This window comes from Salinispora tropica CNB-440 (genome assembly GCF_000016425.1).
In the GTDB taxonomy this organism is placed as follows: Bacteria; Actinomycetota; Actinomycetes; order Mycobacteriales; family Micromonosporaceae; genus Micromonospora; species Micromonospora tropica.
Map to the genome: position 1 here is coordinate 1,488,129 of NC_009380.1, position 22,117 is coordinate 1,510,245.

Below are 22,117 nucleotides of genomic sequence, written 5' to 3' on the forward strand. Positions count from 1 at the left end.
ACCGCGGCCTCCTCGTCACATAGGGTCGGTGGCGGCAATTCGCGGCGCGCGGGGCGTACGCATGGTGAAGGGCGGGGAGGATGACACAGGTTGTGAGTGACCGGAGTCTGCTGGCGGAGGATCCGACGGCGCCGCCTCCTGGCCGAGCCCGGCGGGTGGTGCTGAAGCTCTCCGGCGAGGTGTTCGGCGGGGGCGCAATCGGTGTCGATCCGGATGTTGTCCAGGCCATCGCCCAACAGATCGCGACCGTGGTCCGGCGCGGTGTGCAGGTCTCGGTGGTGGTCGGTGGGGGCAACTTCTTCCGTGGCGCCGAGTTGCAGAAGCGGGGCATGGACCGGGCCCGGGCCGACTACATGGGCATGCTCGGTACCGTGATGAACTGCCTCGCCCTCCAGGACTTTCTGGAGAAAGAGGGCATCGAGACCCGAGTGCAGAGCGCCATCACCATGGCCCAGGTCGCTGAGCCCTACATCCCGCTGCGCGCCATCCGACACCTTGAGAAGGGGCGGGTGGTGATTTTCGGGGCCGGTGCCGGCATGCCGTACTTCTCCACTGACACCGTCGCCGCGCAGCGCGCCCTGGAGATCAGGGCCGATGTGGTGCTGATGAGCAAGAACGGGGTGGACGGCGTATACACGGCGGATCCGCGTATCGACGCGACCGCCAGCAAGTTCGACTCGATCACCTTCTCCGAGGTGCTTCGTCGAAATCTGCGGGTCGCCGACGCCGCAGCGTTCAGCCTCTGCATGGAGAACGGCCTGCCGATGTTGGTCTTCGGCGCCCAGGGCGACGACACCATTACCCGGGCCGTGGGTGGCGACAAGATCGGCACCCTGATCACCACCTGAGCGGTTCGACCCCGACGGTCCTCCGACACGACCAGCCACGACGAGCATAGAAGGAGGCGAGGAGAACGGTGATCGACGAGACCCTCCTCGAGGCCGAGGAGAAGATGGAGCGTGCGATCGAGCACGCCAAGGAGGAGTTCGGGGCCATCCGTACCGGCCGCGCCAACGCCGCCATGTTCTCCAAGATTGTTATCGACTACTACGGCAGCCCGACCCCGTTGCCGCAGATGGCGTCGATCGGGGTGCCGGAGCCCCGAATGGTGATCATCAAGCCGTACGACACCTCGCAGACCAACGCCATGGAAAAGGCGATCCGCGACTCCGACCTTGGGGTAAACCCCAACAATGAGGGTAACCAGCTGCGCATTCTGCTCCCGCAGATGACCGAGGAGCGCCGCCGCGAGATGATCAAGGTGGCTCGGCACAAGGGGGAGGAGGCCAAGGTGGCGGTCCGCAACGTCCGCCGCAAGGCCAAGGAGGAGCTGGACCGGTTGGTCAAGGCTGGGGAGGTCGGCGAGGACGACGGACGTCGTGCCGAGAAGGAGCTGGACGATCTGACCCAGCGCTTCGTCGGCACCGTCGACGAGTTGATCAAGCATAAGGAAGCCGAGCTGCTCGAGGTCTGACCTCGCTGCCCGACTGCTGACGCGGCACCGGCGACCACACCCTTTCGGGGCCGCCGGTGCCGCCGTTCTCTGCCGCGGCCTTCGCTGCACCGGCCGTCCCGGCGGCTGGTCGGGTCAGCGGAGGCGGTTGCGGATGTCGGGGTGGCGAGTGCAGTAGGCTCGGCTCGATTCTCGGGTACCCGGCGGTGAACGGCGGGGATCGACCGGCTGACCCGTCGGTCAACCAGAGGGAACATCATTCGGGTAGGGGACATGGTTGTGGTTGTGCGTCTGGTCGTCGGTCTCGTCTCCCCTCCCGGTGCGTGATGTCCCCCGTTGACCCATACGGCAGCGCCGAAGCCGAACCGCACGGTTGGGAACGGCCGTCCTCCGCTGCACCGTGGCCCGAGCGCGAGCCGGAGGCGCGGAGCAGTGGGTTCGCCATCTCCTCGGACCGGCCCGCCGAATCACGTGGCATTCCGCAGGCGGAACCGGGTGCGGTGACTCGCGACGCCGGTGCGACGGTCCGGCGTCGTGAGACCCCCGGTTACGACCACGGCGGCACCGGCCGGCATGGCTGGTCGTCGGCGGAGCCGATGGGTGGGCCCGGCCGGCTCCCGAGTAGCGGCCACCATGCCTCCGCGGACGACCGGGACTATCCGACCGCGCGACAGACTCCGGTCCGGGACGCTTCGGTCCGAGACGACCCGGTCGGGTCCGAGCACCCCACAGCCCAGCTCCAGCCGGTCCGAGCGGACGATGATCCGGCCGCGCCGCCGCCACCGCGGGGGCGACGGCGGCCAGGACGGCGCCGTGCCACCGGCGCCGGGGCCCGGCAGCGGTCATCCGGCAAGGCCGGGCGTAACCTGCCGGCAGCCATCGGAGTGGGGGTCGGCCTCGGCGCCCTCGTCCTCGTGCCGCTCTTCCTCTACCCGCTCGCCTTTGTGGCGGTCGTCGCGGGGGCGCTGGCGGTCGGTTGTTGGGAGATGACCCGGGCGGTCGGCCGCACTGGTGTCCACCCGCCGCTGGTCCCGCTGGCCGTGGGCAGTGTGCTGATGTCCGGGCTGGCCTGGTTCGCCGGGCCCGATGCGCTGACCCTCGGCCTGGCCGTCACGGTGCTCGGCACCCTGGTGTGGCGACTGGGGGACGGGCTGGCCGGATTCCGTCAGGACGCCCTGGCAACCACCCTGATCGCTGTCTACGTACCGTTCCTCGGTGGCTTCGCCGCGCTGCTGGCGGCACCGGAGGACGGGGCCCTACGGGTACTGGTGACACTGGCCGCGGTGGTGCTCTCCGACACCGGTGGGTATGCGGCCGGTGCCAACTTCGGTCGGCATCCGATGGCCCCGACGATCAGCCCGAAGAAGTCTTGGGAGGGGCTGGCGGGTTCGCTCGGCGCGGCGGCTCTCGGCGGTGCCCTGCTGATCTGGCTGCTCTTCGATGTGGCGCCCTGGTGGGGAGCGCTCTTCGGGGTGGCTGTCTCCGCCGCGGCCGTCCTGGGTGATCTGGCCGAGTCCATGATCAAGCGAGACCTCGGGGTGAAGGACATGAGTAGCCTGCTACCGGGACACGGTGGCTTGATGGATCGGCTCGACTCGGTTCTTTTCGCCCTCCCGACGGCGTACCTGCTGCTTGCGCTCTTCGTTCCGGTGACGGGCTGAGCCGTGGGCTACCCGGTGCCGACCGCCGGGCACGTCACGCCCTCATCAGCGTTGTCGGCGGGGCCGGGGCGAGGCTGGCGGATACACAACGGTGCGTTCCGCTCCCGGCGTGACAGACTGGATGGGTCATGACGAGCCTGCCCTTGACCCCGGTCAACCCCGACGCCCCCGCCCGCCGCGCGGCGATGCCCCCGCGGCACCTCGCCGACTTCGATCTCGCCGGCCGCCAGACTCTGGTCACGGAGCTGGGCGAGCCGCGGTTCCGGGCTCGGCAGGTGTCGACCCACTATTTCGGTCGCCTGGTCCGCGATCCCGAGCAGATGACTGACCTGCCGGCGGCTACTCGGGAGAAGCTGGCCGACCAGTTGCTGCCCACCCTGTTGACGCCGGTGCGGGAGCTGGCCTGTGACGATGGCGCCACGCACAAGGCGCTCTGGCGACTGCACGACGGATCGCTGGTCGAGAGCGTGCTGATGGGCTATCCGGACCGGGTGACAGTCTGTCTTTCCAGTCAGGCGGGGTGCGGGATGGCCTGCCCCTTCTGCGCGACCGGCCAGGCGGGCCTGACCCGCAACCTCTCCACCGCCGAGATCGTGGACCAAGCGGTCTACCTGGCCGGCGTGGCCGCCTCCGGGGCTGTCGCCGGATCCCCGCCGCGGCTGTCTCGCGTGGTGTTCATGGGGATGGGGGAGCCGCTGGCCAACTACAACCGCGTGGTGGCGGCGATTCGCCGGCTGGTGGCACCCTCGCCGGAAGGACTCGGACTGTCCCAGCGCCACATCACCGTTTCCACGGTGGGCCTGGTCCCTGCCATCCGTCGACTGGCCAGCGAAGACCTCTCCGTGACCCTTGCGTTGTCGCTGCACGCACCCGATGATGAGCTGCGCGACGAACTTGTGCCCGTCAACCAGCGCTGGAAGGTGTCCGAGGTGCTGGAGGCGGCCTGGGAGTACGCGGCCCGCACGGGACGTCGCGTGTCGATCGAATACGCAATGATCAAGGACGTGAACGACCAGCCGTGGCGAGCCGACCTGCTTGGGCGACTGCTGGCCGACAGGTTGGCCCACGTGAATCTGATCCCGCTCAACCCCACTCCGGGTAGCCGCTGGGATGCGAGCCCGAAGCCGGTTGAACGGGAGTTCGTCCGGCGGTTGCGTGCCGCCGGGGTCTCCACGACAGTGCGGGACACCCGGGGGCGCGAGATCGATGGAGCGTGTGGTCAGCTCGCCGCGGCCGAGGGGCCATGAGAGCGTGGGGGCCGGGGGACCGACCCGGCGGAGTGAACGAGACCAGGAGACATAGTGGCGAGTCAGGGTCAGCGTTTCCGGCGTAAGTCGCTGCGCCGGGGATACAAGGTCGACGAGGTGGATGTCTTCCTCGACCGGGTCGAGGCCACGCTGGCCGGGCAGCCGGTGGGCGCGCCCGTGTCCGCGCAGGAGGTTCACGACGTCGTCTTCCGGGTCCGATTCAACGGCTATGACGAGTGGCAGGTTGATCTTCACCTCGACCGGGTCGAACGGCAGCTCGCCGACCTGGAGGAGCAGAGCGGTCTCTCGGCGCAGGGCGCCGACCCCCACCTGCCCGACCGGATGGGTCCGCCGGATCGGATGGGTCCGCCGGATCGGATGGGTCCGCCGGATCGGATGGGTCCGCCGGATCGGATGGGTCCGCCGGATCGGATGGGTCCGCCGGATCGGATGGGTCCGCCGGATCGGATGGGTCCGCCGGATCGGATGGGTCCGCCGGATCGGATGGGTCCGCCGGATCGGATGGGTCCGCCCGACCAGCTCGGCCCACCGGATCGGATGGATCCACCGAGACACGATCGGGGCATTGCCCCGGAACAGCAGCCGATGCCACCCCGGTTGATGCCGGCGCAGCCCGGTGGCCCGTACGGCCGGCATGACGACACCACTGACTCCATGTCCGGCGGCTACAACGCCCCGCGCGGCGGCTACGAACCGCCGCGCGGTCCGGCCACCCCGCATGGACCCGGTGGCCCGCCGCGGAGCCCGGCTACCGGCCCCGGCGGCTACGGCCCCGACGAGCTGCGGTTTGACGGGTTCGAGGCCGGTCGGCACGGGCGTGCCGACATGACGACCGAGATGCGGATGCCGGAGCGAGGGCGGGAGATCGGCGGTCCGCCTGCGCCGCAGCCTGGTTTCGGTGGCCCGCCGGCCGTCCCCAGCCCGCCCGCGCCGGCTGGGCCGCCTGCGCCGCAGCCTGGCTTCGGCAGCCCGCCGGCCGTCCCCGGGCCGCCGATGGCGGCTCCGCCCGGGGTGGCTGCTGGTCCGCCGACGGGGGGTCCGCCCATGGCTGGGCCGCCGGGCAGCGACCTCTATCGGGTCGACCAGATTCGCCGCAGTTTCCAGGTTCGCCGCTTTGGCAGCGGGTACGACCCGGACCAAGTCGACCGCTTCTTCGACAGCCTGCTCGGCGGTATGCAGGGGCGGAACCCGATGCCGGTGAACCCGCACGACCTGGGCACGCTCCGCTTCGGCCTGGTGCAGGGCGGCTACTTCGAGGCGGAGGTCGACGCCGCCCTGAAGGACGTGCAGGACGTCCTGCTCGGTCGCTGACCCCAGAAACGCCGTGGCCCGCTCCCTAGAGTTGTAGGGAACGGGCCACGGCGGTGTGGCTGGCTGTGCGGGTTACGGGCGAAGCCCGTTGCGCCGGAGCACGGTGTCACCGACGACGATGGCCAGCAGCAGGACGGCGAGGCCGATCAGCCAGATGTCCTCGACCCTGCCCTCGTGGTTACCGCAGAGCATTGCCAGCAGCGACAGCGCGACGACCACCGCGCCGATCCGTCCGGACCTGCGGTGCCCGGGCTTGTGCTGGTCCGGAGACGTAACCGGCTCGCTTCCTGCCACTGTCGGTCCTTCCCTCGTGATCTGATCCGTGGTCAAGTCTGGCACGCCTCGTACCGGCCTCGGCGCTGGGTCCGACCATCTCCCGGACCGGAAGCTGTGGGAACACCGGGTGCCCGTGCAGGCCGGCGCGCAGGGGCGTTGTCGCCCATGGACCGGCACTACCGGCGTCGCGGCGCGGTGGCCAGAGTGGCTCCGGTAGGTTCTGACATGAACCTTGTTTCGTGTCTGTTGAGGGGGAACTGCGGTGCGAGTGACCGGTACCGGGCACGCCAGCATGCGGATCGATACTCCCGCGGGGAGTATCCTGTGCGACCCGTGGGTCAACCCGGCGTACTTCGCCTCGTGGTTTCCGTTCCCCGACAACTCCCAACTCGACTGGGCAGCGCTGGGTGACGTTGACTACCTCTACGTCTCGCACCTGCACCGAGACCACTTCGACGCGGCGCACCTCAAGCGGTACGTGTCGAAGCGGGCTACCGTGCTGCTGCCCGCCTTTCCGACCTCGGAGATGGAAAACGAGCTTCGGGAGCTGGGCTTCACCCGGTTCCTGAAGGCGCCGAACGAGGAGGTCGTCGACCTGGGTGGCGGCCTGAAGGTGATGATCCAGGCGCTGACCAGCCCGACCGATGGGCCGATTGGGGACTCGTCGCTCTGGGTGGAGCACGACGGGGTCCGGCTGCTCAACCAGAACGACGCCCGCCCCACCGACCTCAGCGTCTTCACCGAGCTGGGCCACGTACACGCGCACATGCTTCAGTTCTCCGGTGCGATCTGGTATCCCATGGTCTACGAGCTGCCGAACGCCGCCAAGACCGCGTTCGGCAAGCAGAAGCGGGAGCGGCAGTTCGATCGGACCTGGCGCTACATCGACGACCTGAAGGCCGACCACGTCTTCCCGATCGCCGGCCCGCCGTGCTTCCTCGACGACGCGCTGTGGCAGTTCAACGACATCCACGGCGACGAGGGCAACATCTTCCCCGATCAGTCGGTCTTTCTGGAGGAGTACGCCAAGGTCGGCGGCACCAACGGGGTGGTGTTGCTGCCGGGCAGCGTCGCCGAGGTCACCGCCGACGGCTGCGAGACCACCCATCCGGTGCCGGTGGCGGAGTTCTTCGCCAACAAGGTCGCCCACCTCGAAGAGATGCGGGAGCGCAAGCGGCCGATCATCGCGGCGGAGAAGGCGTCCTGGCGGCACCCGGAGATCGACGTCCTGGGGGAGATGCAGCGCCGCATCGAGCCGTTGCTGAACGAGTCGATCTATCTGGCCAAGGGGGTTGGCGGCCCGGTCCGCTTCGACCTGGTCGATGGTGACGACGCGGGTACGGAGACCGTCGAATCCATCGTGGTGGACTTCCCCGGCAAACAGGTCCGTCCGTACGCCGACGAGAAGGTGCGCTACCGGTTCCGCACCGAGCGGGCGCTGATCGAGCACCTGCTGCACATCGGCGAGGTCGACTGGGTCAACTCGCTCTTCCTGTCCTGCCGATTTTCCGCGGCGCGGATCGGCCAGTACAACGAGTTCGTCTACGCCTTCTTCAAGTGCCTGTCCCAGGAGCGGTTGCAGTACGCCGAGGGCTGGTACGACGAGCACGAGCGGGCGGTCGACGCGGAGGACATCACCCTCGGTGACTGGGTGGTGCAGCGGCGTTGCCCGCATCTCAAGGCGGACCTGAGCCGGTTCGGCATCGTGGCAGACGATCAGCTGACCTGCCAGCTGCACGGTTGGCGCTTCGACCTGGCCAGCGGGCGGTGCCTGACCAGCGTCGGCCACAAGATCCGTGCCCAGCGCGCCGACGAGGAGACCCCCGCGCCGGTCATCGAGACGACGACCTGATCCCCGGCCCGGCCACCCGGCGCGATCTCACCGTCCGAGGTCGGTGAGGATGCGCTGGGCGGCGTTGTGGCCGGACGCGCCGATGACACTGCCGGCCGGATGACAGCCGGCGCTGCCCGCGTACACGCCGTCGATCCCGGTGGCGTACGGCATTCGGTCGATGAACGACACGGTGTTGTCGACGTGGTGGATGTGCCCGCCGGTGATGCCGAAGTGCGCCTCGATGCCGGGTGGGGCCAGCGGTACGGCGTCGGCGATCAGGGCCCCGGTGCCCGGGGCGTACCGTTCGCAGATCGCCACCAGCCGCGCCACGTACCCGGGCAGTGCCTCTTCCCAGGTGGTGCCCGCCAATTCGTACGGCACCGACTGCACGAAGAGCGCCGACGAGTGGTGCCCGGCGTCGTCGGAGAGCGTCGGGTCGACGGTGGTGTGCAGGTACCACTCGATCGTCGGCTCCTGCGGCAGCCGCCCGGCCCGCACGTCGGCCCACATCGCGCGCAGCCCTGCCAGCGGCGCCTCGCGGGCAGCCCCGGGGGCGGAGCCGGGCAGCAGGTGGATGGTGGACCCGAACGGGCTGGGGGCGTCTGCCGGTAGGCAGGAGAAGCGCGGCAACCCGGTCAGCGCCAGGTTGAGCTTGAGCGTGGTGCCGGGTCGGCGGACCGCGGTCATCCGGTCGGAAAGCGACGTCGGGAGCGCACCGGCGGGGAGCAGCTCCATCAGCCGGTACGGGTCGCAGGCCCCCAGCACCACGGACGCGTCGACGATCTGCCCATCGGCGAGCCGGACACCGGAGGCGACGCCCCCGTCGAGGGTGATCGCGCCGACCGGCGTACCGGTGCGGATCGTCGCGCCGGCGGCGCGCGCGGCGTCGGCGAAGGTCCGGGAGACGGTGCCCATGCCCCCCTTGGCGATCATCCAGGTGCCGTCGGAGCCGGGAATTCTGCACATGTTGTGGACCAGGAAGTTGTGCCCGGTGCCGGGGTCGTCCGGGCCGGCGTTGACCCCGGAGAGGCCGTCGGTCACCGCGTACATGCTGACCAGCAGCTCGGAGTGGAAGTCGAAGCGGGCCAGATAGTCGACGACCGAGCCGCGAACCAGGTCGACGAAGATCTGGCGCAGCGTCGGCCGGACGTACCGTTCGGCGGTCTCCTCGACCGGTAGCGGTTCGGCCAGCCAGGCCGGCGCGAGGTCCGCGCGCAGCGCGGCCAGCTCGGCCTGGAGCGCGGCGTCGGCGGCGACATCGGCGGGGGAGAAGAACTCGGCGAACTGCCGCCGGGTCGCGCTCGCGTCACCGCCGAAAAGCAGGTACGGCGAGCCGGGCCCGCCCGGGGTGGGCAGGAAGTAGTGCGGGTCGCGCCGCAGCACCGGGATGCGGACGTCGAGCCGGGCGAGCAGCTCCGGGGGCATCAGCCCGAGCAGGTAGGACCCGGTGGAGTGGCGCAGCTCCGGCACCCGGGGAAACGGCGTCTCGGTGCGGGCCGCGCCACCGACCACGTCGGCCGCCTCCAGCACCAGCACGTCCAGCCCGGCTCGGGCCAGCAGGATCGCCGACACCAGCCCGTTGTGCCCGGCGCCGACGACGGCGACATCCACCCGCCGCGGGAGCCCGTTCCGCCGATCCATGTAGCGAAGATAGCCGTCGATCTGCTCCAGGTCACCCCCCGGGCGCCGGGTTGGAGTTGGTCTCCGGCCAGTGGATTCCGTAGGGGACGTCGCCTTCGGGGGCGTTGCCGCTAATTAAGGCGGCGAAGTGCGGCGCCAAGGTTGCCGGCTGCGGCGTCAATTGCTTGCCGGCGACACGAACGCCCTACTGGCAGACGGAAGTACGTCTGGCAGACGGAAGTACCCAGCCGATCAAGGACATCAAGGGTCGGCGACCTGGTATGCGCCAACGATCCCGAAGCCGGTGAAGAAGGCTCCCGTGAGACAGCCCGTCTCTGGGTCCATGAGGACCAACTGATCGACCTTGACGTTGCCGGTGGCGACGTCACGATATCTGAGGACCACCCGTTCTGGAGCGAGACTGACCGGCAGTGGCAGGACGCCCAGGACCTAGACCTGGTGACCTACTCCGCACCGCAACCGGCAAGACGCTCGCCGTGGTTGGCCTCGAGCGGGCCGCTACCAACACGGCGCGGTCTACACCCTCACGGTCGCTGACATCCACACGTACTATGTGATAGCCGGCAACACCCCGGTCCTCGTGCACAATACTGGTCCATGTGATGTATCCAAGTATGACGATATAACTACGGGTGGAAGTAAGCAAAATCGTCTTACGAATGTCACGCATACTGAGTTTGGAGATAATCTGGTAGCCAACGGATTTAGCCGTACCGCGTCGGCGGACGGTAAGGTGCTGATCTATCGGAAAGACGGGGTGAAATACACCGTCCGGGAGAAGGCAGATTCGTACACCGGGTGGACGGCTGAATATTTTCCCGCCGGCTCAAAGGGGTCAACCTTGAAGATTAGGCTTGGTGGTTGATAGTGACTGGTGTATTGACGAGCGGTCGTGCGGAGTATGAACGCGTTCGGACGCTAGTCGGTTCGGTGTTTGCCCTGGACTTGCGACTCCCGGATATGGTGTTCAGGAAGCCGGGCCTGAACACTGTATTCGCGGAATTCGAGGTCGCTATGTCGGGCGAATTTTGGCCTGTCATCCAGGCTATGACGAGGGCCCACGGTGACAAGTCGGTGCACGTACTTGTTCTCGATCCTGATCCTGAGCACTACTACTTACGACATTACGGTAAGTATGAAGCTGCCACCATCGGAATCGATGCGAGCGAAGACGAGTATTGGGGACTGATTAGTGACGAGCCAGACGGCGACCCTACCGGCGCAATTGTCTTCTCGGCAAATGTTGTGGCTATCGTTGGTGACTCAAGAAAGTGGGGTTGCTGGGGGGAGAAAGGGCTGGAGGTTATGGCGATCCAAGGCCTACCCGAAAAAGACAATTCGGATCTGCGAATTCCGTTGCTGGCGGTGCAGGATGCTGTTAGCACCTTTGTCGCCTTAAGCTATTGGAGAACTTTAGTCCCTCCAGAAATTTCGTCAAATCTTATATCGAAATATGGAAATTGATATTGAAATTGATGTGAGTGGAATCACTGTCCCGGCCAACGGAGTGTCCAGTTGGAGTCAGTGGCTCGGTTTGGTGGGCATGCGCGCGGAGCCGGGACGGCTGTAGCGCGTGCGGACGGCCCGGCTTCGGCCGGGCCGTTTCTTGATTTAGTGAAGCAGTTTTGGGTAGGACCTATTTCGTGAGTCGCATTCTACTGGTTGTTTCTGAACAAGCTTCGGTCGTCTTGGCTGCTCTGGGTGGCGCGGTGGCGGGTGGGCGCCGTCAGGTGCCTGTCCGGTGTCGGCGTCTGCGGGGCCGCGAGTGGGCTCCGGGGTCAAGGGGCGCCTGTAGGGCGGTCGCAGGCGGCGCGTAGTGCCCTTGAGGCCGGAGGGGTGGCCCTCGTATGCTCGCGCCGCCCATAAGTCGTCGTTTGCGGCTGGACCGGCTGTCTAAGAAGAGGGTGTCGAGGGCGCCCAACTGGGACGCTCCTGACACCTTCGGCCTGCCGTGGCGTGCGCTGGTATCTGTCCGTGTTGCCGTCACCGTTGCCGTCAACCAGGTCCTGCGCCGAGAGTCTACAGGGTTCCGGTCGATGAAAGCCCAGGTAAACGACATGCCATCGTAGGTCACTTTTCGTGCTGGCCGTGAGAATGCCACACGTACTATGTGGTTGCCGGCAACGCGCCGGTGCTGGTGCACAATACGGGCGGCTGTCCGAGGAACACCAAGGGACAATTCACATCCGGCGAAAACGTGGATGCCGCACGCGGTAGACTTACGCATCAAAACTATCGAACGGCCCTGGGAGAAGGATACGACTACGAATTTACTCTTCCAAGTGGCCGACGGCCTGACGCAATCGACTGGAATAATCGCGTCGTCCGTGAATTAAAGTCAGATGCAGCCAGCAGTCAGGCGGCTGGTCGTCGCCAGTTGGCCGACTATGTATCGGAGTTGGAACAGATGACGGGCCAGAGATGGACCGGTGTTCTCGACACCTATTCGAGGTAAGGATCTAGTGGCGGCAAAAAAAGTGCTCACGGCTATTCTGACGGAGTCGCTCGCGGAGCGAGGGTTTCGTCGACGTGGGGACAGTTGGCATCGTCTCGGCCCTGACCTGTACTCCGTCGTCCACCTCCAGCCGTCGAGATGGGATTCGTCGTTCTACTTGAATCTCGGGTTTGCCCCGGCTGGTCGGGTAGTGCGGGGGTGGCTTCCTGAGTCAAAATGCCTGGTCCGCTTCCGAGTTGAAGCCATCAAAAAGCTGTCTCCGGGGGATCTCCGGCTCTTGAATGGCGACGCGTTTAGTCACATGGGAGAGCATGAGTGGCGGGTGGGCCCTGGGGGGGGGGAGGGTTGTCAACCCAATCGTCGAAATACTCGACCACGCTACGGATCTTTCTGGGTTAAGGCATGTGCTCCAGGACCAAATTTCGGAGCGCGTAATGGTGCATGCGGAAATGAGGAAGATTCTTAGCTTGCGGTAGCTCGGAGGGTGGGCACCCTTGCATTGTTGATGCGATGCGAGAGCGTCGACGTTTGAATCCGAATAGCGATTACGCTGTGTAGCCGATGGCTCTACAGGTTCGTGGTTGTCGGCTTGCGTTGCCGTCGTGGTTGCCGTCAACAGGCGGGGAGATATGCAAGTACGTCGACGTAGGTAGACTATGTTTGAAGGGGCGAACGGATCGGTGGTGCGCCGCGCAGCGGTTTAGGCGTCGATCGCCGGAACCACTTCGTTGACGCCATGGTTCGTTCAGCGATCGTCGCGTCCTCGACACCGACTCGGTCGCGGCTGTCGGGCTCGGAGTTGCCGGCGTGCGCGCGGGGCCGGGACGGCTGTAGCGCGTGCGTGCAGCCCGGCGTCTGCCGGGCCGTCTTGATACCTGTAGAGCAGTTTTGAGCCAGTCGGATCTTGGCTGAGGGCCTTGGTCCGGCTGTGCTTCGGGTGCGGTTGCGGCTGCTGCGGGAGCGTTTGGCGGCGCTGGCGTCCAGTCTTCGTCGCTGGGACTGCCGTCTGCCTCCACCGCCATGCTGAGCTGAGCGCGACGACACGTCTCGCCCCAATGGCACCGCTCATCGATGCCCTGGTCGCCGAAGAGCGCAGGTGTTTGCCCAGGTTGCCGTCACCGTTGCCGTCAACACCGATAAACTTCGATGCGGCGAGTTGGTGCCACCCACGAAGGGTCAGGTGAAACGCCATGAGAACGTAAGTTACGTTGCGTTACGGGATGAAAATCCCACACGTACTATGTGCTCGCCGGCGACACCCCGGTCCTCGTGCACAACGAGGGTGGCGTGCCGGTGCCGCCGTTCGTAGATGGACAAGACTTCGAGTGGAGCATTCAAACGCCGAAGGGGAATGTTGGAATGCTCGCAGAAACAAGTGTGAGCGGGGGGCGCGTTACCCTCTCCAACATGGTGGTTTACGGTGATAGCCCGGAGCTGACCCGCGGATCTTTGGGCACGTCGACTATGTTGAAAGCCTTGCGTGGACAAATTGCGCCGGCTGCGGCTGCGCAGGGATTTAATGAGCTGACGATCTCAGGAATTCGACTTACAGGGCCTGTTGGACACCGTCCCGACTTCACCCTGGACCTGAAAAAGTACGCTGGTGGTGGGGGGTGCTGATGCAACCGCAGGGACGATATGAGGCTGTACTTCAGGGTGCACGAGATCTGATTGACGGCGGCGAAAGTATGGAGTCTGCGCTTAGGTATATGAGGAGCGCGGGGTTGTCGCAGATTGAGTGTGTAAAGGCAGTAACATCGCTGATGGGTGGAAATCTTGGCCAAGCCAAGGAAATCGTTCACTTCAGCGAAACCTGGTCAGACACGAGGGCGTGGCAGGAGCAGCTTCATAAGGATTTGAGTGAGGGGTTGAGTGCAGAGTAGCGGCGGCCAAACGGCAAACCGCTGAGCCGACCGGCAATGCGGAGAGCGGCCGGTGTGTGTACGGGCGCGCGGCTGTCTGCCCGGGTTGCCGTCACCGTTGCCGTCAGCAGCGGTCATAGATCGAAGACCAGCTATTGCATGCAAGGATCATCGCTCGCGGCCGTGCTGGCCCGTTGAGGGGTGTCATGTTGGCGGTTCGGTTCTGATGGGCGTGCGCGCGGGGCCGTAGGCCTGAAGCGCGTGCGCGCGGCCCCGGCTTCGGCCGGGGCCGCTCTTGATACCTGTAGAGCAGTTTTGAGCCAGTCGGATCTTGGGCGAGGGCCTTGGTCCGGCTGTGCTTCGGGTGCGGTTGCGGCTGCTGCGGGAGCGTTTGGCGGCGCTGGCGTCCAGTCTTCGTCGCTGGGAACGCCGTCGGATCTTGGTGTGTGGGTTGGGCTATGCGATGGCGGCGATGTTGCCGTCGTCGAAGTAGATGGCTTGGTGGAGGCGTCCGCCGAGGGCGGTGGCGTATCGGGCGACGATGTCTTGGCCGGAGATCTTGCCTTGTTCGATCTGGGAGATGCGGCCTTTGGTGACGCCCATGCGGTCGGCGACCTGCTGTTGGGTCAGGCCGCGAGTGCGGCGTACTTCGGCGAGTCGGTGTCCGACGACGGTGGCGAGGAGTTTCTGTTTGCCGTCTTCGACGGCTTGTTCGCCGCCGGCGCGTTCGACGTGGGTGGTGCGGATGTCGCTCCAGCGTGTGTAGCTGTTCATGGTTGTCGGTCCTCCTTGGCGCGTTCCTTGAGGTAGATCTCGTAGCGTTGCTCGGCCAGGGGGATCGCTTGGGGTGTACCACTGTTGCCATCGTCCAGCTTTGTCTCCGGCGACGAGCAGGATGCTGGAGCGCCACGGGTCAAAGGCGAACAGGATGCGGACGGTGGCGGGGCGTAGCTCTTTGAGGTTAGCGAGGGCCGAGCCGTGGATCGTGTCGACCAGTGGCCGGCCGAGTCCTGGGCCGGCTTCGGCGAGTAGGTCGATGGCTTGCACGACACGGGCGTGGGTGAGGGGATCGAGGCCGTCCATCCACTCCTGTACCTCGTTGACGAGGTAGATCTCCCACTCGTCGGGGGCCATCCCCGGAGTATAGCGGACGCTATACCAGGCGTACTGGTGAGAGCGGGATGTGTTCGGCCTGGCGGAGCCGAGAGGCCCTGGGCTGTCGGTGGCGGTCTCTCCGGGTTGCCGTCACCGTCGCCGTCAACACCGATACGTTTCGATGCAGCAAGTTTGCGCTACACACGAAAGGCCAAGTGAAACACCATAAACACGTAAGTCACACTACGTAACAGGCTGAAAATCCCACACCAACTATGTGATCGCCGGCAACACGCCGGTCCTCGTACACAACTGCCCTTCCAGGGGAGCTGCGGAAGCAACCGTTAGGATGCGGCATTACACTAACTCTCGTGGTGCTGCTGGCATCCTGGATAGTGGTGTAATTAGAGCCAGTGACCAAAACAAGGTGTTCATGGTGCCCACGCGAGGGAAGCCGATGCGTCCTCGGGACGCCGAGAATGAGCTGGGTGTCGGCAAGGGTCGCGGTCGGAAAGTCATTGAATTCGATTCGCCGGCCGGTAGGGTCAGCAAGGGATCTAACCCTACAATGGGTATCACCGAGTGGGTGGCCGATGGCGATTTGAAAATTTCTAACGCTAGGGCGGTCCGCTTCGTCGGTGGTGGGACCCTATCTCGCCTTCATGGGGACCTACCTGCCCTTTCAGCGTTCGGCGATGTGCGCTGGCATCTGTCCGTGTTGCCGTCACCGTTGCCGTCAACCAGGTCCTCTGCCGAGGGTCGACACGGCGCCGGTCGATGAAGCGCCAGGTCAACGACATGCCGCTGTAGGGTACTTTCCGTGCAGGCAGTGGACATGCCACATGTACTATGTGTTGGCTGGCAGCACGCCGGCCCTCGTGTACAATTGCGGTACCTTCGATAACAAATTGCCGGGGCATTGGCTGGAGAATTGTCTGTTGCCGAACGCCTCGGCGTCACGGTTTCGAGGCCCGGCTCATCTTCGTTTGATGCTGCGATGTTCAACCTAATTTCGTAGGGGGTCATGAAATCTCACATGCTGTTTTGAGTCGGGGAGCGCCCGTTCGCGCAGCAGGTGAGGCCGACATCGCAGGATCGTCGTCGGGCTATTTTGACTTGGATATTAACAATCACAGTGGAAATTTCCGGCCGTCTGCGGAAAGCCTGCAAATTGGTCGCGATGCGTTCGAGTGAGCGGGGATTGTGTTCTAGTGATTGATCTGGACGAGCTGACCGATTTGGATATCCGCGACCTTGCGACCCTCCTCGTCGAGCAGACGCCTAGCTGGGAAGGGACGCCCCAGGGGCAATGGCGTTCCGTGCTTGAGCTTTTCACGTTGCGGTTGGCGTCTTCTGATCGGCAGATAGTAGCTCGGGAACTGTTTCTGCTGCGTGACGCATACGACGTGCTGATTGCGGCAGCGCAGCGCGACGGTGCTCTAGATGAGCGCGAGAGTATTTTGCGCCGGGTTAATGTTCTCGTGGCTTTGGCGGAGAGTTCTACTGATGATCTGGAAGTAGATGATCTGGCGACGGCGGTAAAGCGGATGGTGTTGGAGGACCTTCCTATTGCGCTCGAACTGGCGTGGGCGAAGGCTCCATTCTGGCGCACATCGTCGACGGACGAGATTCGCGAGATGCGCTTTGCAAAGAATCTGTTGAGTCCGCTCAAGCCGATTGCAGAACGTGGTCTTAACTCGGATGATTCCGCGCAAGTCGATGCCTGGTTGGGACTGTTGCCGTCTCTTCCGTAGTGCGCTGTAATGCGGTCGCGGGCGCCGCTGTCGATGGGGGTTGCTGTCACGGTTGATGTCAGATGATCAAGCACATAAAGGATTGTCGGTTTATGTCGTGACTGCTGTTGGCGGCTCGATACTGGCGGGCGTGCCCGCGGCCTGGCCGAGGCCGCCCCGGGCCTCCACGTCGAGATCACCGGCCTGCTCGGCATCTACACCGATTCCGCGCACGTCATCGTGTATGCCGACGGCGAAGTCCGGCAGACGCACCAGGCATGTGTGCGTCGGTGCGGTGACTCAGGCCAGGTCTGTCGGGCTGCGGGCACGGTGGAGGTATTGCAGTGTGGGGCACTACGACACTCGGCGAACTGGCCAGAGCCGGCGTCGTCGGTCACCAGCGGCGGATACTAACCGTCGCCTGGTTCCTCCACTACGGAGAGCGCGCCCGACGGGCAGAGTTCGACGGCCTCGCGCGCTCGTCGTGCGGCTTCGCCTTCCGGATGTTTGGTGACCAGCATGACGATGCCGTCGTCGTGCTGGTCGAAGACGGTCGGGTCGGTCAGCACGCACTGGCCGGCTCCGATGCAGACGTCGGTGTTCGCCTCGATACGCATGTCGTCCTCCATTACCAGGCGACCGGGAGTTCCTCGATGCCGTAGACGAACGCGTCGGATTTGAACGGGATGTCGTCGAGCGGTGCGGCCAGGCGGAGGGTGGGGATGCGGTGGAACAGCGTGTCGAACACGATGCGTAGCTCCATGCGGGCCAGGGTCTGGCCGATGCACTGGTGCGGGCCGAAGCCGAAGGCGACGTGGTGACGTGCGCCGCGTTCGAGGTCGAGCCGGTCGGGCTCTGCAAAGACCGTGGGGTCGCGGTCGGCGGCCAGCCCGGAGATGACGACCCCGTCGCCCGCGTTGATGGTGGTGTCGCCGAGTTGTACGTCTTCGGTAGCCACGCGGGCGGTGACGCTGTCGGCGATGGTGAAGTAGCGCAGCAACTCCTCGACGGCCAGCGGGGTTTTATCCGGATCATCTTTGATGATGACCAGCTGGTCGGGATGTTGGAGGAGCCCAACGACACCGAGGGAGATCATGTTCGCCGTGGTTTCGTGACCGGCGACGAGCAGGAGGAAGGCCAGACTGACCATGCTCGCGCGATCGAAGGTGCCGTTGTCGCGGTGTTTGGCGATCTGCCGGCTGAGCAGGTCGTCGGTGGGGTCGGTGAGCTTGCGGTCGATCAGGGTGCCGAGGTAGGTGTTCAGCTCCTCCTGGATCCGTAGCCGAACCTCTGGTGGTGTGGTGTGGCGGAGTAAGGGGCCGGTGAGGCCCTGGAAGAAGTCGTGGTCGGCGTAGGGGACCCCGAGTAGCTCGCAGATGACCAACGATGGCACGGGCAGCGACAGCGCTTCGACCAAATCGACGGAGCGTTGCGGGGTGGCGAGCATCTCGTCGATGTGCTGGTCGACGATCTGCTGGATCCGTGGTCGCAGCCCGGCCATGCGCCGGACGGTGAACTCGCCCATCAGGGCCCGCCGCGTCTGGGCGTGCTCGGCACCATCCATGCCGAGCATGGAGGTGGGTTGGGACTGTAGCTGTGCCCTCGTCTCCGGGTCGGTGCTGACGAACGGGAAGTTGTCTCTACGGCGGTCGGAGGAGAAGCGCCGGTCGGCCAGGACGGAGCGTCCTAGCTCGTGCCCGGCGATCCACCATGCCTCGCCGCCGTTTTTCAGGCGGACCTTGGCGATCGACGACTCTTCCCGGATCTGCTCGTATTCTGTGGGTGTGGTGAATGGGCATCCACGTTGGACGGGAAACTCGGCGTCGGTGAGCTGGCCGGAGGCGGTCCTGGTCGTAGCGATCGAGGCAGTCTCTGTCATGGCGATCGTCACCTCGCAGAAGTGGACGTTGTTCCGCCGCTCGGCCTCAGGCTAGCCGGACGGTATTCGTCAGTCTATGCCCATGTGTCGATGATTTGGCTAGGTCGCGCGGTGGCTGATCTCCCGGTCTGGGTTCATTCGATCCGCGTTGCCTCGATGGTGGTGTTCGTGCGCGCCGTACGGAAGGTGGCGAGCACCGCCGTCGCGGCGAGCGTGAGGCTTGTGGCGAGGACCAGGTAGTAGGACGGGGGCGGCCAGGTGATCGTTCGTCGGCCTTCGGTGAGGCCGGCGACGATGCACCAGGCGGTGAGGATTCCCAGCCCGACGCAGAGTGCGAAGACCGTGGCGAGCGGCAGGGCGGCTTCGGCGATGATGACGCGGCGTACGGTCGATGCGGGCATTCCCATCAGGCGGAGCAGGCCCAGGACGCGTTTGCGGTCGAGGATGGCGGCGATGCTGGAGACGGCGAGGGAGACCGCGGAGATCAGGGTGGCCACGAGGATGCCCAGGTGGGCGAGATTGGCGTAGCGCGTGGCCCAGGCTTCCACGCGGGAGCCCTCGTGGTCGACACGGGTCGTGGGCGGTGACGACAGGCGCAACTCGCTGCCGAGGATGGCGGTGCGGGCGCGTTCGACCGAGTGCGTCGTGCCGTCGGTCGAGACGACCAGGATCGCTGGTGTGGGACCCGGTGCGGTCGCCGGGCGGATGGCTAGCGGGCCGCCGCTGAAGAAGGTGCCGGTGACCTGGAGGTGGCTGGTGCCGTCGGGGGTGGGCAGGCCGACGCGGGCGGCGTCCGAGGCGGTGAAGCCAACTCCCTCGTCGGGGTAGTAGGAGCCGATCGCGGTCGCGGTGACTCCGGCGGTGTGGGCGATCTGGGAAGCCGCGGCGGTGAGCGCGGTGCGGTGGGACGCCGCTGTGGTGGCATCGGCCTGCGGCGGTGAGTCGAGGCCGGCGACCAGTATGGAGGAGGAGAGCTGCTCGGAGCCTTGGGCGGATGGCGAATCGCTGATGGCGGTGGTGATCGCGGCGGAGAAGACCGACACCAGGAAGACGGCGGCGACCAGGCCGCTGACCGCGCGGAAGGTGGCCCGGGGGTGCTGGCGGATGCGGTTCATCGCGATCACCCCGGCGGTGCCGCGGGCACCGCGGGCCGCGATCTGGGCGATCCGGTAGGTGAGCACCGGCCCGGCGGCGATCAGCCCGACCGCGATCAGGATGAAGCCCGCGATGAGGATCCTGTCGGCATGGGTGAGTGGTGTGTGGAGCAGGGCGGCGATGGTGGTGCCCAGTACCAGTACGACGCCGACGACGAGCGGCACCACGCGGAGGGTACTGGGGCGGCGTTCGGGATCGCTCGCGGCTGCCACCGAGGGGCCCGATTCTGGCGCGGCTGGTGCGCCACCCGGCGACGGTGGTGGAGCCGGCCACCACACCCGCGAGCACGACGAGCACGGTGCTCGACGGCACGGTCAGGTCGGCGCGGAAGAACCGGCCGTCGTCCAGCTCGACCAGGGCGGCAGCCGGGATGAGCAGCCACGCCAGCGCCGTTCCGGCCAGGGCGCCGACGAGGCTGGTCACCCCGGTCTCGGTGGCGGCGATGGCGGCGACCCGGCGGGGGGTGGCGCCGATGAGGCGTAGGGCGGCGAAACGTTCGGCACGGGTGGCCGCGCCGAGGCGGGTGACGATGCCGACCAGGATCAGGACGGGGAGTAGCGTCGCGATGGCGCCGATGATCGTGATGGTGCGGTAGTTGGTGCTTGGATAGGCGGTACCGCGGAACTCGGTAACCGACCAGACCCCTCCGTGGAGAATGCCCCCCGCCACACTGAACGTCGACGCATTGAGGCTCCCGGTCGTCACCCCGGTCACGACAACCAGTGAGTCCGGGCTCGCCAGGCCAGCGTCGTCGATGACGCCGGCCGGGGTGCCGTACCGGGAGCCGAGGATGTCGGTGGGGTTCGCCTCGATGAGGGCGATCAACGCGGGGGAGGCGTGATAGGTGCCGGCGGCCGGTGGCCGCCCGACGCCGGGCACCACCACGGTCGAGTCCGGCGTCGCGGCGATGTCGACCCTGGTGATCGTTTTGCCGTCGAAGTGGTCGAGGGTGGTCGCTGCCAGCACGGTCTCGTCGGTTGGCGCGGTGGCGGTGAGGTCGCGGACCTCGGTCGCCACTCCATCGCCCAGGGCCATCCAGGTGGCGCGTTCGGTGCGAGAGGTGACTCCACCGTAGGCACCAAGGAGCAACAGCAGCAGTGCGACGCCGACCGCGATGCCGCCGGCCATGCCGATCAGCCGCCCGGATGCCCCGCGGCCCTCTGCCGTGACGAGTCTCGTCAGGGTGAACAGCCTCATCCGTCCGCTCCCCCGACCGTGGTCTGTCCATCGCGGACGACGACTTCCCAGTCGGCGAAGGCGGCCGTACGTGGGTCGTGGGTGGTGAGTATGACGGCGGTGTTGGCATCTCTCGCCGCTTCGGTGAGGGCGAGCATGACGGTCTCGGCGGCGAGTGAGTCCAGCGATCCGGTCGGCTCGTCGGCGAAGAGCACGGTCGGCTGGGCGGCCAGGGCTCGGGCGACGGCGACCCGCTGCGCCTGCCCGCCGGAGAGCTGTGCCGGCAGCTTTCGGGAGCACTCAGCCAGGCCGAGCCGGTCGAGCCAGCTGTCCGACCGGCGTAGGGCTTCGCGACGCCGGACGCCGGCCAGCAGGAGGGGGATCGTCACGTTGTCTACCGCGGACAGGTCCGGCAGGAGTTGACCGTATTGGAAGACGAACCCGAACGTGCCCAGGCGTAGCCGAGACCGGCCCGCCTCGTCGAGTTCGCTGAGGCGAACAGTGTCGTAGTCGACGGTGCCCTCATCCGGGACCAGGACGCCGGCGAGTACGTGCAGGAGGGTGGACTTACCCGACCCGGAGGGGCCGGTCACCGCGATGATCTCTCCGGCGTGGCAGTCCAGGTCGATGCCACGCAGGGCTTCGGTCAGCCCGAACGCGAGCCGTAGCCCCCGCGCCCGCAGCAGGGGTGCTGACCCGTCTTCGGGGGCTCGCGCCGACGTACTGATGGTCTCGACCCCGTTCACTTCTTTACCTCGGCTCGTAGCTGGGACAGGCGGGCCACGGTCAGGTCGATCCAGCGCAGGTCCGCCTCGATGTGGAACAGGGCGTGGTCGCAGGCGAGGACGACGGCGAGGCCCGCTCCCCGCTTCTCGTTGGTCAGCTCCCGCATGCGTGCCATGTGCCGGGTGCGCTGTAGGTCCAGCAGCCGGCCCGCGTCGTCCCCGAGGAGCAGCGCGATGATCGTCTTGGCGAAGAGGTCGCTCTGCAGGGTTTCTGACGGCACCTCGGGGGTGAAGATCCATTCCAGGACCCGGGTGCGACCCGCGGGGGTGATCCCGTAGCGCTTGCGATCCGGGCCGGCACCGGCCTCCGCGCCGACCGCGACGATCCAACCGTTGCGCATCAGCCGGGTCAGGGTCGTGTACACCTGCCCGAACGCCAGCGGCTTCTTCAGCCCGAACCAGCGGTCATATCTGTTTTTCAGGTCGTAGCCGTAGCTCGCGCCGGTGCCGAGGAGGCCGAGCAGCGTCGTCGTGTTGTCCACGCCCCGGGACTCTATACACTCGGCATCTACACACACAATCTACTGTGGTTG

At 66.2% G+C, this 22,117-nt stretch carries 19 protein-coding genes and 3 pseudogenes; 12 read left to right on the forward strand and 10 right to left on the reverse strand.

Translation table 11 applies throughout. From position 1 onward, the window contains the following. Nucleotides 1-80: 80 nt before the first annotated feature. From pyrH to STROP_RS06700, 5 genes are all read left to right on the forward strand, one after another. Nucleotides 81-848 (forward strand): UMP kinase, encoded by a 768-nt coding sequence (gene pyrH, locus STROP_RS06680; protein ID WP_011905226.1) that lies wholly within the window; start codon nucleotides 81-83, stop codon nucleotides 846-848. 68 nt (nucleotides 849-916) lie between these two features. After that, on the forward strand, nucleotides 917-1,474 hold the full coding sequence (frr, locus tag STROP_RS06685; RefSeq protein WP_011905227.1) for a ribosome recycling factor: 558 nt from the start codon (nucleotides 917-919) through the stop codon (nucleotides 1,472-1,474). A gap of 305 nt (nucleotides 1,475-1,779) precedes the next feature. Continuing rightward, complete coding sequence (locus tag STROP_RS06690) at nucleotides 1,780-3,114, forward strand: phosphatidate cytidylyltransferase (protein WP_026274938.1); 1,335 nt, start codon at nucleotides 1,780-1,782, stop codon at nucleotides 3,112-3,114. Nucleotides 3,115-3,242: 128 nt separating this feature from the next. Next, nucleotides 3,243-4,361 (forward strand): dual-specificity RNA methyltransferase RlmN, encoded by a 1,119-nt coding sequence (rlmN, locus tag STROP_RS06695; RefSeq protein WP_018830171.1) that lies wholly within the window; start codon nucleotides 3,243-3,245, stop codon nucleotides 4,359-4,361. Nucleotides 4,362-4,415: 54 nt separating this feature from the next. Continuing rightward, nucleotides 4,416-5,693 carry a DivIVA domain-containing protein gene (locus STROP_RS06700; RefSeq protein ID WP_011905230.1) on the forward strand — a complete coding sequence of 426 codons (1,278 nt, stop codon included), beginning with the start codon at nucleotides 4,416-4,418 and terminating at the stop codon, nucleotides 5,691-5,693. Between the two features lie 72 nt (nucleotides 5,694-5,765). On the opposite strand, the gene STROP_RS23720 is transcribed toward STROP_RS06700, so the two are convergent. Next, nucleotides 5,766-6,032, reverse strand: a complete 267-nt coding sequence (locus STROP_RS23720; RefSeq protein ID WP_026274937.1) for a DUF2631 domain-containing protein — start codon at nucleotides 6,030-6,032, stop codon at nucleotides 5,766-5,768. Nucleotides 6,033-6,231: 199 nt separating this feature from the next. On the opposite strand from STROP_RS23720, the gene STROP_RS06705 reads away from it, so the two are divergent. Beyond that, nucleotides 6,232-7,821: a Rieske 2Fe-2S domain-containing protein gene (locus STROP_RS06705; RefSeq protein ID WP_011905232.1), complete on the forward strand. Its 1,590-nt coding sequence runs from the start codon at nucleotides 6,232-6,234 to the stop codon at nucleotides 7,819-7,821. Between the two features lie 27 nt (nucleotides 7,822-7,848). Here STROP_RS06705 and STROP_RS06710 read toward each other — a convergent pair whose 3' ends face one another. Continuing rightward, complete coding sequence (locus tag STROP_RS06710; protein ID WP_011905233.1) at nucleotides 7,849-9,444, reverse strand: phytoene desaturase family protein; 1,596 nt, start codon at nucleotides 9,442-9,444, stop codon at nucleotides 7,849-7,851. Nucleotides 9,445-9,638: 194 nt separating this feature from the next. Here STROP_RS06710 and STROP_RS25580 point away from each other — a divergent pair. The 4 genes and pseudogenes from STROP_RS25580 to STROP_RS26335 all read left to right on the forward strand — a co-directional run. Continuing rightward, nucleotides 9,639-10,051 (forward strand): annotated as a pseudogene (locus STROP_RS25580) (polymorphic toxin-type HINT domain-containing protein); the annotation flags it as partial. A 323-nt stretch (nucleotides 10,052-10,374) separates the two neighbouring features. Next, nucleotides 10,375-10,908, forward strand: coding sequence for a hypothetical protein (locus STROP_RS24655; RefSeq protein ID WP_148217334.1), 534 nt, complete (start codon nucleotides 10,375-10,377; stop codon nucleotides 10,906-10,908). Between the two features lie 733 nt (nucleotides 10,909-11,641). Beyond that, entirely contained in the window at nucleotides 11,642-11,899 is a 258-nt protein-coding gene (locus tag STROP_RS26330) for a hypothetical protein (RefSeq protein ID WP_420794859.1), read from the forward strand. A gap of 22 nt (nucleotides 11,900-11,921) precedes the next feature. Then, nucleotides 11,922-12,365: a DUF4304 domain-containing protein gene (locus STROP_RS26335; protein ID WP_420794860.1), complete on the forward strand. Its 444-nt coding sequence runs from the start codon at nucleotides 11,922-11,924 to the stop codon at nucleotides 12,363-12,365. A 1,852-nt stretch (nucleotides 12,366-14,217) separates the two neighbouring features. On the opposite strand, the gene STROP_RS06715 is transcribed toward STROP_RS26335, so the two are convergent. After that, nucleotides 14,218-14,535, reverse strand: a complete 318-nt coding sequence (locus tag STROP_RS06715; protein ID WP_018735705.1) for a helix-turn-helix domain-containing protein — start codon at nucleotides 14,533-14,535, stop codon at nucleotides 14,218-14,220. Continuing rightward, nucleotides 14,532-14,895, reverse strand: a pseudogene (locus STROP_RS06720) (type II toxin-antitoxin system RelE/ParE family toxin). The gene STROP_RS06715 and the pseudogene STROP_RS06720 overlap by 4 nt, the downstream one beginning before the upstream one ends. A gap of 310 nt (nucleotides 14,896-15,205) precedes the next feature. Between STROP_RS06720 and STROP_RS26340 the strand changes: the two are divergent. Both STROP_RS26340 and STROP_RS06725 read left to right on the forward strand, forming a co-directional pair. Beyond that, nucleotides 15,206-15,637, forward strand: a complete 432-nt coding sequence (locus tag STROP_RS26340) for an HYD1 signature containing ADP-ribosyltransferase family protein (protein ID WP_080516572.1) — start codon at nucleotides 15,206-15,208, stop codon at nucleotides 15,635-15,637. A gap of 430 nt (nucleotides 15,638-16,067) precedes the next feature. Then, nucleotides 16,068-16,610: a hypothetical protein gene (locus STROP_RS06725; RefSeq protein WP_043535247.1), complete on the forward strand. Its 543-nt coding sequence runs from the start codon at nucleotides 16,068-16,070 to the stop codon at nucleotides 16,608-16,610. Nucleotides 16,611-16,700: 90 nt separating this feature from the next. Here STROP_RS06725 and STROP_RS25070 read toward each other — a convergent pair whose 3' ends face one another. The 6 genes and pseudogenes from STROP_RS25070 to STROP_RS06750 form a co-directional block, all read right to left on the reverse strand. Further along, complete coding sequence (locus STROP_RS25070; RefSeq protein WP_187151587.1) at nucleotides 16,701-16,862, reverse strand: hypothetical protein; 162 nt, start codon at nucleotides 16,860-16,862, stop codon at nucleotides 16,701-16,703. Between the two features lie 137 nt (nucleotides 16,863-16,999). Beyond that, on the reverse strand, nucleotides 17,000-17,206 hold the full coding sequence (locus STROP_RS06730; protein ID WP_011905238.1) for a (4Fe-4S)-binding protein: 207 nt from the start codon (nucleotides 17,204-17,206) through the stop codon (nucleotides 17,000-17,002). A gap of 11 nt (nucleotides 17,207-17,217) precedes the next feature. After that, nucleotides 17,218-18,468: a cytochrome P450 gene (locus tag STROP_RS06735; protein ID WP_011905239.1), complete on the reverse strand. Its 1,251-nt coding sequence runs from the start codon at nucleotides 18,466-18,468 to the stop codon at nucleotides 17,218-17,220. 134 nt (nucleotides 18,469-18,602) lie between these two features. Beyond that, nucleotides 18,603-20,820: pseudogene (locus STROP_RS06740) on the reverse strand (FtsX-like permease family protein). Further along, nucleotides 20,817-21,545: an ABC transporter ATP-binding protein gene (locus tag STROP_RS06745; RefSeq protein ID WP_011905241.1), complete on the reverse strand. Its 729-nt coding sequence runs from the start codon at nucleotides 21,543-21,545 to the stop codon at nucleotides 20,817-20,819. The pseudogene STROP_RS06740 and the gene STROP_RS06745 overlap by 4 nt, the downstream one beginning before the upstream one ends. Next, a complete protein-coding gene (locus STROP_RS06750; RefSeq protein WP_026275403.1) occupies nucleotides 21,542-22,066 on the reverse strand; it encodes a PadR family transcriptional regulator in 525 nt (174 codons plus the stop codon). The genes STROP_RS06745 and STROP_RS06750 overlap by 4 nt, the downstream gene beginning before the upstream one ends. Nucleotides 22,067-22,117: the final 51 nt, after the last annotated feature.